This is a genomic window from Helicobacter sp. 11S02629-2 (assembly GCF_002272875.1).
Taxonomy (GTDB): domain Bacteria; phylum Campylobacterota; class Campylobacteria; order Campylobacterales; family Helicobacteraceae; genus Helicobacter_I.
The window spans coordinates 152,491-166,227 of sequence record NZ_MLAN01000002.1 but is presented as its reverse complement, the minus strand read 5'-3'; the positions used below and the strand labels follow the sequence as shown (position 1 = coordinate 166,227).

Genomic DNA, 13,737 nt, shown 5'->3' with positions numbered 1-13,737 from the left:
TAAAAGCCCCTAAATAAACCTTGTGATGATTTTAGACTTAATATCATCTTTTATGCGTAAAATTTTTATTCAAAATCTCATAAAAAAATAATCTTAATAATAAGAATGCATGTCGTTTTATATTACAATGTCAACGCGTAAACCTATGCAAAAAAAGGCAAATGTTCAATAAACAATAATACATTAAGCATTGATTGCTTACTTAATACAAGAAAGAGGTGAGATACATACCATGGGAAAGCTTTTTAAAACTCCACAAGTCGCAGGACTTATAATCTTTAACATAGTGATGCTAGTGCTTGCATTTATAGTATTTGCTGGTAACTGGACGATTTTGGCAACTTGTGCTTTAGCTTATAGCTACGGTCTAAGGCACGCTTTTGATATAGACCATATAACAGCAATTGATAATATGACTAGAAAGTTTATATCACAAAATAAGAATCCAAGGTATTTAGGTCTTATGTTTTCCATGGGACACTCAACTATAGTTGTAGTAGCTAGCTTTTTACTTGCCCTTTCTGGTCTTGCCTTAAAAGATAAAGTTATGGCTTTTTCAGATGTTGGCGGCATCATAGGTACACTTACTTCTGCAGTAGTTTTACTTGGACTTGGCTTTGTAAACCTCTACACACTTAAAAATACAGTACATCAGTACAAAGAGTGCAAAGCTGGTAAGCCACTTGAAGTGCATATGCCCTATCAAGGGAGGAGTTTCATATCAAGGGCTATATATAGACTTTTTAGCAAGATAGATAAGTCTTATAAGATGTATATAGTTGGCTTTTTGTTTGGACTAGGCTTTGATACAGCTACTGAAGTTGGACTGCTTGGAATCTCTTTTGCAGGGGCACAAAGCCATATGTCAGTTTGGGCTATTATGATTTTCCCATTTCTTTTTGTTGCTGGTATGACATTACTAGATACTATAGATAATCTTTTGATGGTTGGGATTTACAGCTGGGGTACTATAGGTACTTTAAAACGTATGAAATACAACATTAGCATGCTTAGCGTGTCAGTGACTTTAGCTTTTGTAGTTGGGATAATGCAAATCTTTAATCTAATCTCACTCTTTACTGGAGATGATGCTTTTGCAAGGACTATGGATATAGTGGGTAATGTCATGGCACCTATGGGCATAGGTATCTTGATACTCTTTGTTTTGATATGGATGTTTTTTGCAAGGAGGATGAGGGCAAAAAGGGCAAACTAAAAAGCAAGCCAAAAATTAAGCTAGATCTAGTATCTAAGAATCCTAGCTTAGATAAGATCGCCTTTAAGGCGACTTGCTAGTTATACACTAGAGTGCTTTAGCGGCCTAGCGTATAACAAAGTAGCAATCACAAAAACTAAAATAGCATAACAAGTTTGCCTAGAAGAGTTAATCTTCTCTCTTAGACTAACATAGACTACTTTATGATATGACTTACAAACTTAGCGTAATTATCCATTATAAGAGATCCTTTTCTAAAGCCTAGTCCACAAGGCTCATAGGCATAAAAAACTTGAGGTTGATAAAAGTTACCACCACTTTCATTAAGCTCATAGAACTCTTGATATAAAGGCTTATGATTAGCATAGATTCCATCATTTGCTTTTATCACGCTTTTATTAGCATCTAAAATCTGGACATTATTACCCTCTCTGCCAAAGCTAGGTTTTAAAACCTGCTTAGTTGATAAAGGCTCATAGCTTGCAGGAAGTAAAAGCGGGTGATTAGGAAAAAGATCCCATAAGATTTTAAGCATACGCTTGCTTTGAAAAAGCACTGTGTAGGCTGGATTTATAAAAATCGTATTTTTATTATCCATCATGTTTGCCATTATTGCTGCTAGCTCTGGCTCATCTATGGCTATATTTTCCCAAGGGATGAGTTTAAACCAAAACTCATAGTTTTCATCGTTAAAAAAAGTCCCCTCTGCAGAATCTAACTGCACCTCATCCACATAGCAGAAGTTTGTCTCAAAGCCAGCGTGCCTTGCACAGTCTTGCAAAAACTTCACAGTTATCTCTTCTTCATCACTGCCCCTTATGCTTGAAAAAAGCATACGCCAGCCTTCATAAAGCCTTTCAAACTCTTCTAAGTCAGAATCTAGCGTTATAAGTCTTTTAAAGTTATCGCTAATTGCTTGGTAGATATTATTAAACTGCAAGCTTTCATCCATGCCATTAAACTTTAAAAGCCCCCACTGAAGACTTGAAGTCTCATACAAACTAGTAGGAGTATCAGCGTTAAACTCTAAAAGCTTTATAGGCTTACCATCAAGCCCACCGGCAAGATCAAACCGCCCATAGATATGCCAGTGTATATCTTCTTCAAAGCTTTGAATGATAGGGGCTATAAGTGCGTTTGGTATATCAAGGTCGTGAAAAAGATTATTAGCTATAACATGCTCTGCACCTTCTACATACATGGAGTAAAGTTCCTCACAAGCGTCATAGTAAGAATCTGCTTCTTTTTGACTAACATGTATTAGCTCATCACTTATATAGTCGCTTCCATCGATATCAGTATGCCAGCTAAGCCCTAAGCTTTCCATCTCGCTTTTAGTAAAAAGCTTTATCTTGCTTATATCCATGCTTTAAGTCCTTACTTTGTAGTTTTGATGAAAATTTTATCTAAAACTTAAGTTTATAACTGCAAGTTGGATGGATTTAAAAAAGGTAAGTTAGAAAGTAAAAAAGTAAAAATGTTTTAGTAGATAAAAGCTAGGCTATAAGTCTAGATTCTTGACTAGAATCTAGTTTATGCCTTAGCTTAAGTGGGTTAAGCCACTTTTAGACTTAAGGATTCTAAAGGCTTAGTGAGCGTTTAGTGAGCCAAGGTATTGGTCAGCAAAGTACATGCTATCGCCTGCTTCACCTATTAGTTTGATTTTATCAACTATACCTCTAAATAGTGCTTCTTCTTCGTGTTGTTCAGCAACATACCATTGTAAGAAGTTGAAAGTTGAGTGGTCTTTTTTAGCAAGAGTTAAATCAACTAAAGCATTAATTGAAGCTGTAACTTTTAGTTCATGTTCATAAGTTTTTTCAAATACATCTAGTAAAGATTTAAATTTGTTTTCTGGTTTTTCGATTTGTTGAATCTCAACTTCTGTATCAGTTTCATTGAGGTACTTCATTAGTTTTTTAGCGTGTTCACTTTCATCTTGAGCGTGTTCAAATAAGAACTTACCAGCACCTTCAAGTTTGTTTGTATAGCACCATGAAGACATGCTTAGATATAGGTTTGAGGCAAACATTTCTTTAGCGATTTGGTCATTTAGAGCTTTTATAACTTCTTTTTGTAACATAATGTGTCCTTTATATTTTTGGATAGCACCCTTTAAAAGGTTGTCTCATTATAGGTCATAAAATAATAATAAGTCAATACTTTTATTATTATTTTCTTATTTTTTTTATAAAGTAAGAAATTTTTTCCAAATATTATAAAAATCATACTTCATTTAATAATGACAATAAGATGATGTCATCAAGTGCTAATAATATTCTCATTTTAGGATAACCGCTAAATCTTAGAATCTTGTGCTAGAATAAAAGGCTTTTTAAAAAAGAGAGAGACTGCTTTAAGTAGCAGATTCTAAAAGCCATCTACTTCATGGGGCTGTCTTGGCTTTCGACGGGAATTTTTTAATATAAATTGCATACCAGCTGATATCTGTCACTATCACCAAACATAAATGCAAACAATGCAAACTACGCTCCAGCCTACGCAAAAGTAGCCTAGGTTTAACTAACACCCGGAGCTGGTCTTTATCTCATCTGCTAAGTGTGACCTAAAGACCATAACCTTAGCTTAGCGGCTCTTCTTAGATCAGACAAAAGCTAAGAAGCTAAGACTACTTGTCCTACTTTTAAGTCCTTCTTTTTCGGGCAGTTTTTAAAACTTAAAGGTAGTAACTTTAAAAACTATCCTAAGTATGTAGAGGTTTATATAAGGGAAGATTTTCGGACTGGGGTTCAATTCCCCACAGCTCCACCATTATAAAGCAAAGCTTTAACTACCTTATTTTTTGCACTTTCTTTTTAGCACACAAAACTACTCAAATCTATATAAAAACTTATCTTTAAGATAAAAGATAACACTTTGCCATGCAAAAACCACTAAGATTTCAAGTGATATTTTTGCCTTTTATATTTTTAAGTCTAATAACTAGGCTTTCTTAACAAGGATATCTTATGTCAAATAAAGAAAAAGCGTATAAAGGAAGATGCCCAAAGTGTGGCTATAAAAAGATGGTACACCCTCGCCATCTTACCAAAGCTAGTGTGATGGAACATGCAACTTGCCCAAAGTGTGGCACTAAACTAGAAAAAGATAGTAGTATCAAAACTAAAGTCTTTGACTTAGTAGATGCACTTTTTAGCAAAGCTAGACACTAAGCAAGCCTCCTTTTAAGTAGTCCTCCTTTAAACTAGAAGCACCCTACTTCTAGTGCTAGTTTTTAAAATTTATAAATATTTCTTAAGCTAGCACTTTTTACTAATACGGCTTATGAAGAAGAGGTGCTTTATGTGAAAATTTCACCTTAAAAGATTATATAGATGGAAGGATTAAAAAATGGGATTTGTAAACTTTTGTCTTAAAGCTGGTGTTGCCATAATACCAACTAGTATAAAAGACAGTGCTTTAGAAAAAATCACACGCATGCTAATAGAATCTAAACTTAAAGGAGTGATAGAAAAGATGTTAAAGCTAAATCTAGATAGCACAGCTAAAACCATAGACTTAGAAGTAAAGTTAAAAGGTGAAAGTGAGCCTTTAAAAGTTAGAGTAACAGGATATAGGATAGAAAAGCTAGATAGCCAAAAGTCCTTACTTTACTATGAGAGTATACAAACTTCAAGAGAGTGGATAGACACAGTCATAAAACTCTACTTTAAAGATAAGCCTATCCCTTTGCCTACAAAGTACGCTGAGACTTTAGGGATAGTGATATAGCAACGCACTCTTAGATTAGATGAGCTGCATAAAAAACATGCCACTACTTTATATGTTTAATAGCAGACTAGTTTTTATCCATGCAAACTTCTTAATACCTTGCATCACTTAGTGTGTAAGCAAAAAGCACCTTTACTCCACTTGCTTTAACTACACTTATAGCTTCTTTTAAAGTAGCCCCTGTAGTTATGATGTCATCTACTAGTATGCAAGAATCAAACTTAAAATCTTCCCTTAGCTTAAACTCACGCTTAGCCATTGCCCTTTCATTAGCACTTAGAAGATGAAAAAAGTTAGCATTTTTTGCCTTAGATTCTAAAGCACTAGCTGCGACTTTAAAGCCATAGCGCTTAAAGCCTTGAGCGATGATGCTTGAGTGAGAGTAAGCACCCTTAAGCGTAGAATCAACAGCGATAATGGCAGTATGTCTTCTATCTATATCTAGCAAATCGCTATAAGTTTTAAAAAAAGCACTAAGTGCTACTTCGCTTAGCTTTTTGTAGATTCTAGATCCAAGTAAGGAGTACTTACTTAGCAAAAACTCCCTTGCTTCAGAGTAAGCAAAGCTACTTATAATCCTAGTTGAATCAAGATTCCTTTGGGAGTGAAGTATAGAAAGATTAGCGATGCATGTCCTACAAAGCAGTGCTAAGCTAACTTTAGAACAGCCAATACATCTCATCAGTCCTATGCCTCAGGGCTTAAAAAACTCTTTTATACTAGCACTAAGGGCAGCTTGTGTTTGACTAGCATCTAGTATTTTTATAGCAACGCCTTTAGATTCTATAAGTCTTAGTGTTTCTTCTATCCTAGCTTGCACATCTAGTAAAAACATTAAGCCTTTAGATTCTATAGAATCTTGTTTCTTGCCACTAAGCCTAGCTTCCAGTACTTCTTTTGAAGCCTTTAAAAAAACCACTTTTGAAGGTAGCACATCACTTGTAGCAAAAAGATTCAGGCTTAGGGCTTCTTTTAGCGGTAGTTCTGAGTAGGCTATACCTGAGATTAGGCTTCTATCACTTATGACAAGACTTGGGTTGCTATCTCTAAGCTTTGCAAACAAAGCCGCCCTACTAGCTAGAAAGAGTAAAAACATAGTTTTGTGATCTAACTTAGATTCTATTTCTTTTCTTACCATGCTTCCTAGTGGAGAGCTATCTGGCTCACTTATAAAAGTAGCCTCTTTAAAAGCTTCATCTTTTTTTAGTAAGCCTATCTGAGTAGACTTGCCCACACAGTCTATACCTTCTAAGACATAATAAGTCACTGTCTACTTCTTTAGATGTTGTTGTATATAAGTGGCAACTTCACTTGGTAGTAAATGATTAGCATTGCCCCCATGCGTTATGATGCTTCTTACGATAGAAGAGCTTATAAAGGCGTTTTGTAAAGTAGGCATAAAATAGATAGTATCAAGACTTGGATTAAGAGAGTTATTAGCATAGCCCATCTGGAGTTCATACTCAAAGTCACTTACTACCCTTAAGCCTCTTATAATGATGTTTATGCCTCTATGTTTAGCTAGGCTTGCTAGCAGTTCATCAAAGACTATGCACTCAACTTTTGGCATGTCTTTAGTTACAGCCTGTGCCATCTCTAGTCTTTGCTCTAGACTAAAAAGCGGACTTTTGCTTTCACTTTTTGCTATAGCTAAAACTACTTTATCAAACATGCTTATACTTCGTTTGATGATATCTACGTGCCCGTTAGTTAAAGGGTCAAAAGTCCCCGGATAGATGGCATTTTTCATATTGCTAGCCTCTTAGTTTTTTTAATAGCCTGCTGGCTGAACAGTGAAGCTTTCAAAGATAACTGCTTGTACCCTAGTGGTAGTTAGTATGGTGTTTACATTAGCTATGATTTGTGCCCTTGCTTTTAGCTTATTCTTACTTTCTTGTATCTCTGCTGCGGTGTATTGAGAAAGGATGCTGTTTATATAGTCACTTATGATTCCATCTTTACTGCTAACTTCATTCATCCCCTTAGTGTTATCTAGAACTAATTGGACTTGCACTTTTAGATAGCCCCCTACTTGCTCATCACTTCTTGAAGGCTTTAAGTTAACGATGATTCCATCTTTTGCCTTCATGCTGTAGATGGCTGCTGGGTTTTTATAGTACTCAGTGCTTGCATTAATCTGTGTTGCTACGTTGGGAGAAGGTAAAACTACTACGTTTTGAGGTGCTGTGCTTTCATCCTTATCACTACTGCCCATGAAGAAAAATGCCACTATGCCTATTATTATTAATATAACTATAAGCACGCCAAGTACTGCAAACAGTACAGTAGTTCCCTTCTTTGAGTTCTTTTTCACTTCATCTGCCATATCTTCTCCTTAAGGTTTTATAAAAGCAAGGCTTGTTTTTCCAAAGCTAGCTTTACTCTCTATATTAAAAAACTGCTCTATGTCAATATCGGTATTAAACTCTAAGATACATAAAGTTACGTTTATATCTTGCTTTAATGTATCTAAAAACTTAGCCGTGCTTTCATAGATATCACTAAAGCCCTCCCTTATACTAAAAGGTGGATCAAGATAGAGTAAACAAGGCTTTTTTATAGTCTTTAAAATATTTCTAGATTCTAAAAAAGAAGTCTGAAAGCTAGTTATGGCAACTTTTGGGAAGCGTGTCTTGCAAAGCTTTATATTATTAGTTAAGTTTGCATAAGCAAGCTTATCTACTTCAAAAAAGACACATTCTCCAAAGCCAACTGATAAGGCTTCAAAACCTATCTGCCCACTCCCACTAAAGCACTCTATAAAACACATCTTATCTCTAGCTTCAAGATTCCTAAGCTTGTCCATAAGAGAGGTTTTAACGCGCGACTTAGTAGGCCTTGTGGTAAGATTTGCTTCAAAAAAAAGTTTTAGTCCCTTAAGGCTTCCTTGTCTTATCACAAAACTATGCATCTATATTAAAACCTTCAAAGACTACATACTCCACTTTGCCATCTTCTAATACTTGGTTAATCTTAGCTTTAAGGGCATTTCTAAGATTGTCTCTATTTATAACGCCTTCTACTTCACTTGGAGTAAAAGTGCTTGCAGTATCACTTACTATCTCTCTTATGATGGCTTCTTTTGTATCTAGCTCATTTGCTAACTGCTTATTTTCTAATACAAAAGATAGCTTTAATCTAAGCTTTAAAGGCGCTGTATTTGGCAAGCTAGCTCTTAAGTCAACTACAAAAGGCGTTTTAAAAACATATAAGTACTTAGCAGTTTTTAGTATATCTATCTTGCTAGGAGACTTAGTTTCCATGCTAGTTTGAGAGGTTTGTGCTTTTAGATTCCCACTTATATTTTTTGCAGGCTTATAAAAAAGAAACAGCAAGACTAGGATGATGATTAAAACGATGATGAATATCACCAAAACTATGATAGGTCTTTTATTCATTACAAATCTTTCTTACGCTTAGTTCTTTTTAGGCTTTGTATCTTCTTTGGCGATACTAGCTAGCTTTTCTATAAACTCTTCTACAAGTCTGTTTACATGATCGCTTTTTTCACCTTTTGCATTTTCAAGCAAGCTTTCAATATCTTTTAACTTTTCTATATCAAGCTTTTTTTGTTCCTTATTAAAACTGCCAACTTCACCTAGCTCAAAGCCTGACTTTTTAGTCTGCCTAACTTTAGAATCCACTCTATCTTCTAGCTTAGAATCAAGTCTATGCCACTGCTTAAGTTCCCTATCATTAGACCTTTTAGCACTGGCCCTTCCTTCAAGTGCATAACCATAAGATCTTTTATCTTGTAAAAGGCCTTCTTTTTTGGCAAAGCTTTCTTGATGCTTGATATAAAACTCATGAAGCTGCATATAGATTCCATAAACGCTACAAGGGATTAATATATCTTTGCCAATAAAGCAAACTGGCAGTGGCTTTTTTAAGTCACTATCTTCTTGTAAGTAAGAAGTATCTTGCCTGCTTAAAGACTGCTCTAAAGTTTTTTCTATATCTTTACTTAGCTCTTTTTCTAGCTCTTCTTTTTGCATATCAGAGATGATTAAGTCTGCGTCTTCAAGTGTTGCTAAGATGCTTTTTAGATAAAAACTAAAGCTTATAGACAAAAAAGGATCCTTGCATATTAGGTGCACTTTAAGATCTTCTTCGTTTAAAAAGTCTAAGTCATTTTTATAAGTCACAGTTTTATCCTTGCTGTATAAGAGGCATGTTTAAAGTAAAGGCTTGTTTTTAAAGTGTATTCTAGTCAAATATAGACCATTTGGCGGTGCTAACACTCTTATGCAGTCTTTAAGTGCTGCTTTATTATCAAGCTGTAGCTTTAAAGATTCTAAGTCTAGTCTTTTTAGACTTACTAGTGATATAGCCTTAGCTATAAGTCTAACTTGGGATCTTAAAAAGGCATTAGCAGTGATGCTTAGTATAAAAAGCTCCATATTAAAAAGCTTTCTTTTATAGATAAAGATTTGATAAATCTCTCTTTCATAGTTTTTAACCTCACTGCCACTTTTAGAAAAGCTTTGAAAGTCATGTCTACCTTTAAATATCTTACAAGCCTTTCTTGCTAACTCTAAGTCACCAAAGTCTAGTATAGATATATAGCGGTTATAAAAAGGCTCTATTAGCTTAGAACTAAAGACATAGCGATAAGTGCGTGCACTTGCATCAAACCTTGGATGAAAGCTACTAGCTACCTCATCTAAGCTATGTATAAGCATATAAGGATAAAGCTTTTTATTTAGCAAAGATTTCAAAGTGTCTAAGTCTTTATATAGCCTACTTACTTCAAAACGCAAGACTTGGTAAAAGGCATGCACTCCCTTATCAGTCCTTGAAGAAGCTATGATATTAGGAGTGTTTATACCTAGTGTTTTAAGCTTAGATTCTATGTAGTTTAGGGCACCTTTAAGGTTTGGCTGCTTGCTTGAGCCTAAAAACTCTGAACCATCTATACTTAAGATACATCTTAGATAGTGCATCTTAGTAGACCTTCCTAATATATTTTATATATAAAAAAAGCCCTGCAAAAAACCACACAAAAGGTAAAGCTAGCCCCACAAAGGGTAACTCCATAGATAGCCCATACATAAGCAAGAAGTAAACTATAGTGCTTCCTAGCACGTAAAGATAAGAGCGATTTTTATGAAATCTTGGATTCCTTATACCAAAAAAGGGGATTAAAAAAAGGCTGGCTATAGGAAAGAGGGAAGTTACAAAGCCTTGAGAAAAACGCCTAGCTTGTGAGCTATCACCCTTAAATGCCTTAACCCAGTAGCTAACTAGGTCATAACTGCTAAGTGAGCCTGTAGCTATAGGGCTTCTTATGTTCATTTGTTCAAAGCCTATCTTTTGGGCTTTTTTGTTTTCATTAAAGTAAGCTTCTCCATTTTGAAGCTCTAACTCAAAGACTGCGTTTTTATTAAGCGCTTCTCCACTATTAGCTATGATGAAGCTTTGCTTGCCTGCTTCTTTGTTGGAGTAAAGCACTAAGCCATTATATTTAGAATCATTTTTACTATCTACGTAAACTAGCCAGTCTCCAAGGCTTTGACCTGTGTCTCCGGGCTTTATGTTGATATTAACACTAGTGCTTTTTTGCACCAAAAAGTCCCTATAAGCGTTTTTTGAAAGAGGCGTCATGATAAAGCTAAACATAAAAAGCACAGCCGTTGCAAGCAAGCAGATAGGAAGGATGATATAAACTATCCGCTTAGCCCCTATGCCAAGTGAGAAAAAAACTAGCATCTCAGAATCATAGCTAAGCCTGCTAAGCCCTAAGATACAAGCTGCCACAAAAGTGATAGATACCACAAAAAAAAGACTACCCGGAAGGCTGTAGTAAAGTAGAGTTAAAAGACTAAGTAAGTCCATCTTAATATTATTAGTAATAGTTGCTATGGTTATAAGCGAGATGATGACTGAGATAAAAAATAGCACAAAAAAGAAGGGGAAAAACATCTGAGATATGGACTTTAAAACATAGTGTCTAAGCATGCTTCCTCTTTTAAAAAACCATCAGTGTTGATACAAAAAGTGCACTTATAAAAGGTGCTTTTTTCTTAGCCCTAAAGCAAGGTAGTAAAAAGCTTGCTAAGCCAAGTAAACTAGCGATTATAAGGGCGTAAAAAAAGCTTTGCAAAGAAAGCAAGGACATAAGACTAGCCATAACTACTATATCAGCGCTACCTAAAAGCTTTCTTTGAAGCACTTGTTCAAATAAGACTTTTAGCAAAAGCCCAGCTGCTAGTATAGCTAGTGGGAGATAAAGTGTGCTAAGACCACTTTCTATATAGCTATAGCTCAAAGCCAAGATAAAAACTGTATAGGTTAAAACACTAGGCACAAGTAAGAATTTATAGTCAAACACAAAAAGCACATAAAAAAGACAAAACAAAGCATACAAAGCAAGGCTATGTCCAAAAAGATCAAAAAAGACTATGCAAACTAAGGCGTTTAATACATAGGTAAATAAGCTAGGTTTAGAATCTAATAAGCTATGATAGTACTTAGTAGCTAGACTAACCATAATAAAACTAACCCCTATATATAAGATATACATCATCTTGCTTTATCTTTCCTTGCTTAAGCTTTTTTAAAGTGCACTAAGTGCCTTGCCCACTAATATACCATCTTTAGATTCTAGTACTTCTACTTCATAGTAGCCTGCCCCTTTTATATCGCCATCATTTATAAGTATCTCTCCGTCAATCTCTGGTGCCCACGCTTTAAGTCTAGCACTATAAAAGTACTCACTTACCTCACTTTTGCCTTCTATGATAGCTTCATACTTCTTATTGACCATGCTTTTATAAAGTGCCTTTTGCTGCTTGCTTAAGATCTTATTTAAAGTCTTTATACGCTTTGTTATAACTGGCTTTGGCAGTACTTCTAAGCTTCCAGCCTTAGTGCCCTCTTCACTTGAGTATTCAAAGATATTAAGCCTATCAAACCTATAGTCTTCTACAAACTTGCAAAGCTCACTAAAGTCAGCATCACTCTCAGTTGGATAGCCAACTATGATGCTACTTCTTATAAAGGCATTAGGCACTTGCTTCATGTGACTTAAGAGGGCTTTTACGTCTTTAGAGCTTCGCTGCATATGACTTAATACACTAGTGCTTATATGCTGCAAGGGCATATCAAAGTAAGATGCAAAGATATCGCTTTTAGCTATGGAATCTAAAAGTGCAAAGCTAGTTGAACTTGGATAAAGATAAAGTATCCTAGCACTCCTTACTATACCTTGTGCGTGGACTGCATTTATAAGCTTGATAAGGCCATCTTTAATGCCCTTATCAAGTAGATAGCTAGAGCTATCTTGAGCTATAAAACTAAAATCTTGATAGCCAAGTCTTGCTAAGCTTTCTATCTCTTTAAGGATAGAATCTATACTCCTACTTTGAAGCTTGCCTTTAAAGCTAGGTATGGCACAAAAACTACAAGTCTGATTACAACCTTCTGAGATCTTGATATAAGTGTGCACATTAGAATCTGTTATAAGTCTAGAATCTTCACTTAGATAAACCTTATCACTACTTATACTTTTCTTGGTTGCTATCATGGAATCTATCTTATCAAAGTCCCCTACTCCAGTTAGTATGTCTATCTCAGGTATAAGTTCTCTAAGCTCTTTTTCATACCTTGCGACTAAGCAACCACTTGCAACTAGCAAAGCCCCACTCTTTCTAGATTCTAAAGCCTCAAAGATATGCCCCAGACTTTCTTCTTTAGCAGCTTGCAAAAACCCACAAGTATTAATGATAATCACATCTGCCTCACTTAGGTCTTGTGTAAGTTCATAGTCTCTTAACCTTCCAAGCATCACTTGGGAATCTACTAGATTTTTAGAGCATCCTAGGGAGATGATATGAAGCTTTTGCATAGTGGTGACCTTCAAGCATAGAAATAAGCTTTAATTATATATCATCTTAGGTTTTTAAAGAGTTATAATTGCAAACCTGTTTTTTAGTTCACCATATCGCCTTTCAAGGAAGCAAGCTTGAAGATAACCCTAGATACTTTTGTGATATCAGATACCCACTTTTCCCATAAGCAAGTACTTAAAAAAGAGCCCTTACGCATGAAGGAGTTACAAGCTAGTGGCTTTGCTAACTTTGATGAGCTAAGCGTTTCTAGGTGGAATGAAGCAGTTAGCACAAATGATAAAGTGCTTCACTTAGGCGATCTTTACTATAGCGAGGGCATGAAGTACATAAAGCTGCTTAATGGGAGAAAGACGCTTATAGTGGGGAATAACGACATAGGCAAACTTGCCCCACTAAAAGACTGGGAAGTGATAAATAAGCTTAAGATTAAGCTTGATACTAAAGCCAACCTAAAAGAAAAGCTAAAGTCTAAGTTTGGCAAAAAGCTAAAAGATATCTATGCTAATGCTTTAGTTACAAAAGTAGCAGGCGAGACTATTATGTTTAGCCACTTTCCAGTTTTTGAACGAAAAAAGAATGAACGCTTTTCTAACGCTAGAGACATCATAGACTATCTTTTTACTATAAGTGGTTGTACTATCAACGTACACGGACATATCCACTCTAGAGACCCAGAAGATGCACGCTGCATAAATGCCAGCACTGAAAAGCTTAACTTCACTCCAACTAGACTTGGAGACTTGCTAGCTAAGCATAGAGGGTTTTAAGGGTTCTTACACCACTACAAGTAAGCATTAGTTTGTATAGCAATCATCACAGGGGTAATAAATACATAATTACCACGCCATAACTTTTAATCACTCCTCGCACATGGCTAATATTTTTTGTTATGAATTAAAAAGAGCCTTAGTTATGAAAAAGTATCAAATCTTAAAAAAC

The 13,737-nt window shown here is 35.4% G+C and carries 17 protein-coding genes and 1 other RNA gene; 5 read left to right on the top strand and 13 right to left on the bottom strand.

What is annotated here, in order from left to right; all coding sequences use genetic code 11:
- The first annotated feature begins 232 nt into the window (after positions 1–232).
- A complete protein-coding gene (locus tag BKH40_RS02135) occupies positions 233–1,216 on the top strand; it encodes a HoxN/HupN/NixA family nickel/cobalt transporter (RefSeq protein ID WP_143428446.1) in 984 nt (327 codons plus the stop codon).
- A gap of 196 nt (positions 1,217–1,412) precedes the next feature.
- Here the strand turns inward: BKH40_RS02135 and BKH40_RS02130 are convergent, their stop codons facing one another.
- Both BKH40_RS02130 and BKH40_RS02125 read right to left on the bottom strand, forming a co-directional pair.
- Positions 1,413–2,582, bottom strand: a complete 1,170-nt coding sequence (locus BKH40_RS02130; RefSeq protein ID WP_095276504.1) for a glutathionylspermidine synthase family protein — start codon at positions 2,580–2,582, stop codon at positions 1,413–1,415.
- Between the two features lie 222 nt (positions 2,583–2,804).
- Positions 2,805–3,299, bottom strand: a complete 495-nt coding sequence (locus BKH40_RS02125; RefSeq protein WP_095276502.1) for a ferritin — start codon at positions 3,297–3,299, stop codon at positions 2,805–2,807.
- A 307-nt stretch (positions 3,300–3,606) separates the two neighbouring features.
- Between BKH40_RS02125 and ssrA the strand changes: the two genes are divergently transcribed.
- The 3 genes from ssrA to BKH40_RS02110 all read left to right on the top strand — a co-directional run bounded on the left by ssrA (position 3,607) and on the right by BKH40_RS02110 (position 4,948).
- Positions 3,607–3,988: a transfer-messenger RNA gene (ssrA, locus tag BKH40_RS02120) on the top strand.
- A 197-nt stretch (positions 3,989–4,185) separates the two neighbouring features.
- Positions 4,186–4,389, top strand: a complete 204-nt coding sequence (locus BKH40_RS02115; protein WP_095276500.1) for a hypothetical protein — start codon at positions 4,186–4,188, stop codon at positions 4,387–4,389.
- Positions 4,390–4,567: 178 nt separating this feature from the next.
- Complete coding sequence (locus BKH40_RS02110; protein ID WP_095276498.1) at positions 4,568–4,948, top strand: hypothetical protein; 381 nt, start codon at positions 4,568–4,570, stop codon at positions 4,946–4,948.
- Between the two features lie 91 nt (positions 4,949–5,039).
- Here the strand turns inward: BKH40_RS02110 and BKH40_RS02105 are convergent, their stop codons facing one another.
- From BKH40_RS02105 to rimO, 11 genes are read right to left on the bottom strand one after another with little or no spacing between them, the layout of a single operon-like run.
- Entirely contained in the window at positions 5,040–5,630 is a 591-nt protein-coding gene (locus tag BKH40_RS02105; RefSeq protein ID WP_095276495.1) for a phosphoribosyltransferase family protein, read from the bottom strand.
- A 12-nt stretch (positions 5,631–5,642) separates the two neighbouring features.
- Positions 5,643–6,215 carry a dTMP kinase gene (gene tmk, locus BKH40_RS02100; RefSeq protein WP_095276492.1) on the bottom strand — a complete coding sequence of 191 codons (573 nt, stop codon included), beginning with the start codon at positions 6,213–6,215 and terminating at the stop codon, positions 5,643–5,645.
- 3 nt (positions 6,216–6,218) lie between these two features.
- Entirely contained in the window at positions 6,219–6,698 is a 480-nt protein-coding gene (gene coaD, locus BKH40_RS02095; RefSeq protein ID WP_095276489.1) for a pantetheine-phosphate adenylyltransferase, read from the bottom strand.
- A gap of 21 nt (positions 6,699–6,719) precedes the next feature.
- Positions 6,720–7,274, bottom strand: a complete 555-nt coding sequence (locus BKH40_RS02090; protein ID WP_095276486.1) for a flagellar basal body-associated FliL family protein — start codon at positions 7,272–7,274, stop codon at positions 6,720–6,722.
- Between the two features lie 9 nt (positions 7,275–7,283).
- On the bottom strand, positions 7,284–7,859 hold the full coding sequence (locus tag BKH40_RS02085; protein ID WP_095276484.1) for an RsmD family RNA methyltransferase: 576 nt from the start codon (positions 7,857–7,859) through the stop codon (positions 7,284–7,286).
- Positions 7,852–8,346, bottom strand: a complete 495-nt coding sequence (locus BKH40_RS02080) for a flagellar basal body-associated FliL family protein (protein WP_095276482.1) — start codon at positions 8,344–8,346, stop codon at positions 7,852–7,854. The genes BKH40_RS02085 and BKH40_RS02080 overlap by 8 nt, the downstream gene beginning before the upstream one ends.
- Before the next feature lie 18 nt (positions 8,347–8,364).
- On the bottom strand, positions 8,365–9,093 hold the full coding sequence (locus BKH40_RS02075) for a hypothetical protein (protein WP_095276479.1): 729 nt from the start codon (positions 9,091–9,093) through the stop codon (positions 8,365–8,367).
- Positions 9,094–9,123: 30 nt separating this feature from the next.
- On the bottom strand, positions 9,124–9,891 hold the full coding sequence (locus tag BKH40_RS02070; RefSeq protein ID WP_095276476.1) for a tRNA pseudouridine(38-40) synthase TruA: 768 nt from the start codon (positions 9,889–9,891) through the stop codon (positions 9,124–9,126).
- 1 nt (position 9,892) lies between these two features.
- Positions 9,893–10,906 (bottom strand): LptF/LptG family permease, encoded by a 1,014-nt coding sequence (locus BKH40_RS02065; RefSeq protein ID WP_095276474.1) that lies wholly within the window; start codon positions 10,904–10,906, stop codon positions 9,893–9,895.
- Between the two features lie 10 nt (positions 10,907–10,916).
- A complete protein-coding gene (locus BKH40_RS02060; RefSeq protein WP_143428445.1) occupies positions 10,917–11,471 on the bottom strand; it encodes a prepilin peptidase in 555 nt (184 codons plus the stop codon).
- Positions 11,472–11,504: 33 nt separating this feature from the next.
- On the bottom strand, positions 11,505–12,794 hold the full coding sequence (gene rimO / locus BKH40_RS02055; RefSeq protein WP_095276470.1) for a 30S ribosomal protein S12 methylthiotransferase RimO: 1,290 nt from the start codon (positions 12,792–12,794) through the stop codon (positions 11,505–11,507).
- A gap of 117 nt (positions 12,795–12,911) precedes the next feature.
- Here rimO and BKH40_RS02050 point away from each other — a divergent pair, with 117 nt between their 5' ends.
- Positions 12,912–13,565, top strand: coding sequence for a metallophosphoesterase (locus BKH40_RS02050; protein WP_095276467.1), 654 nt, complete (start codon positions 12,912–12,914; stop codon positions 13,563–13,565).
- Positions 13,566–13,737: the final 172 nt, after the last annotated feature.

Excerpts from the sequence above, each read along its gene's own strand:
- BKH40_RS02135 (WP_143428446.1), top strand. The coding sequence starts at position 233 with ATGGGAAAGCTTTTTAAAACTCCACAAGTCGCAGGACTTATAATCTTT.
- BKH40_RS02130 (WP_095276504.1), bottom strand. The coding sequence starts at position 2,582 with ATGGATATAAGCAAGATAAAGCTTTTTACTAAAAGCGAGATGGAAAGC.
- BKH40_RS02125 (WP_095276502.1), bottom strand. The coding sequence starts at position 3,299 with ATGTTACAAAAAGAAGTTATAAAAGCTCTAAATGACCAAATCGCTAAA.
- BKH40_RS02115 (WP_095276500.1), top strand. The coding sequence starts at position 4,186 with ATGTCAAATAAAGAAAAAGCGTATAAAGGAAGATGCCCAAAGTGTGGC.
- BKH40_RS02110 (WP_095276498.1), top strand. The coding sequence starts at position 4,568 with ATGGGATTTGTAAACTTTTGTCTTAAAGCTGGTGTTGCCATAATACCA.
- BKH40_RS02105 (WP_095276495.1), bottom strand. The coding sequence starts at position 5,630 with ATGAGATGTATTGGCTGTTCTAAAGTTAGCTTAGCACTGCTTTGTAGG.
- coaD (WP_095276489.1), bottom strand. The coding sequence starts at position 6,698 with ATGAAAAATGCCATCTATCCGGGGACTTTTGACCCTTTAACTAACGGG.
- BKH40_RS02090 (WP_095276486.1), bottom strand. The coding sequence starts at position 7,274 with ATGGCAGATGAAGTGAAAAAGAACTCAAAGAAGGGAACTACTGTACTG.
- BKH40_RS02085 (WP_095276484.1), bottom strand. The coding sequence starts at position 7,859 with ATGCATAGTTTTGTGATAAGACAAGGAAGCCTTAAGGGACTAAAACTT.
- BKH40_RS02080 (WP_095276482.1), bottom strand. The coding sequence starts at position 8,346 with ATGAATAAAAGACCTATCATAGTTTTGGTGATATTCATCATCGTTTTA.
- BKH40_RS02070 (WP_095276476.1), bottom strand. The coding sequence starts at position 9,891 with ATGCACTATCTAAGATGTATCTTAAGTATAGATGGTTCAGAGTTTTTA.
- BKH40_RS02065 (WP_095276474.1), bottom strand. The coding sequence starts at position 10,906 with ATGCTTAGACACTATGTTTTAAAGTCCATATCTCAGATGTTTTTCCCC.
- BKH40_RS02060 (WP_143428445.1), bottom strand. The coding sequence starts at position 11,471 with ATGTATATCTTATATATAGGGGTTAGTTTTATTATGGTTAGTCTAGCT.
- rimO (WP_095276470.1), bottom strand. The coding sequence starts at position 12,794 with ATGCAAAAGCTTCATATCATCTCCCTAGGATGCTCTAAAAATCTAGTA.